2 protein-coding genes are annotated in these 1,153 nt (G+C 79.8%); both read right to left on the bottom strand.

Going from position 1 to position 1,153, the window contains the following annotated elements; translation table 11 throughout:
- A partial coding sequence (locus tag ICW40_RS20555; protein ID WP_221655822.1) for a hypothetical protein occupies positions 1 to 372 on the bottom strand: 372 nt, incomplete at its 3' end.
- The coding region (locus ICW40_RS20550; RefSeq protein ID WP_221655821.1) for a DUF4129 domain-containing protein at positions 369 to 1,153 on the bottom strand (785 nt) is incomplete at its 5' end. The genes ICW40_RS20550 and ICW40_RS20555, both read right to left, overlap by 4 nt.

Below are 1,153 nucleotides of genomic sequence, written 5' to 3'. Positions count from 1 at the left end.
GTCCGACGGCGGCTGGACGACGCCCGCACGGCGGGGGCCGAGCCCGGCGGGGACGGGCATCCCGGCACGCGCGAGGCGGTGCGCGGCGAGCTCGCGCAGGCGCCGCACGGCGGCCTCCGTGACGCGCCCGTCACGGCCGATGAACGCCCACGTCAGCACCGAGAGCTCCGAGCGCGTGCCGGCCCGGTCGTCGCGGCGGTCCGGCGGCCAGGGGTCCTCGTCGCCCGCCGCGAGGGCCATCCACACCACGACGACGACGAACGTCACGAGGCCCACGAGCAGCGGGTCACCGCCCCGCAGGCCCAGCAGGCCGCACAGGAGGGCGACGGCGACCGCGACCAGGGGCGGCCACACGGTGCGGGGGATGCTCACGTGGGCCCTCCCGGTGGCCCCGGTGCTGCCGGGGGGTCCGGCGCTCCGGGGTCGGCCGGCCCGTCGTCGCCGTCGTCGCGGGCGGTCAGGCCCTCGGCGAGCGTGCGCACGGCCTCGGTGGCCGTGGCGACGTCGTCCGGGCCGAGCGGGTCGGTGCTGAAGCGCGCGCGGAGGTAGAGCACGAGGAGCGTGCGGATGGCGGCCGGGTCGACGGGCGTGCGGTCGAGCACCTCGACCGTGAACTCCGTGGGCGTCGCGGCCGGGTCGCGGTGCAGCCCGGACCGGTCCGCGGCCTCCTCGAGCGCGACCCACGCGGCGATCACCGCGTCGGCGGGCGGCACGCGGGCCGCGAGGTGCTCACCGGCGCCCTGCACGCCGTCGCGCAGGGCCGGCAGGTCGGGGGTCCCGCCCGCCGCGCCGACCGTCTGGCCGGGCTCGACGCCGCCGTCCTCCGGCGGGTCCTCGGGGCGCCGGCGGGGCAGCATGCGCACGAGCCGGACGAGCAGGTAGAGGGCACCGCACGCGACGAGGACGGCGAGGGCGATCCCCAGCCACGTGAGGTCCCACGGCTGGACGTCGACCTGGTCCAGCGCCTCGGTGAACGGGTCGGGCGGCAGCGTCGGCGGCGGCGTGCCCGGGGTGGCGGTCGGCAGCGGCGCCTCCTCGCCCGTGAGCGGCGGGTCCCACGGCCCCGTGAGGGACGTCGCGACGACGACGGTCGCGACGAGGAGCGCGACGAGCGCGCCGCGGCCGACGGGGCCGGCGTCGCGCAGCGTGGGCC

It is taken from the genome of Actinotalea ferrariae, assembly GCF_019733465.1.
Lineage (GTDB): Bacteria > Actinomycetota > Actinomycetes > Actinomycetales > Cellulomonadaceae > Actinotalea > Actinotalea ferrariae_A.
Note: the sequence above shows the minus strand (reverse complement) of the source record. Positions and strands in the feature narration are given on the sequence as shown.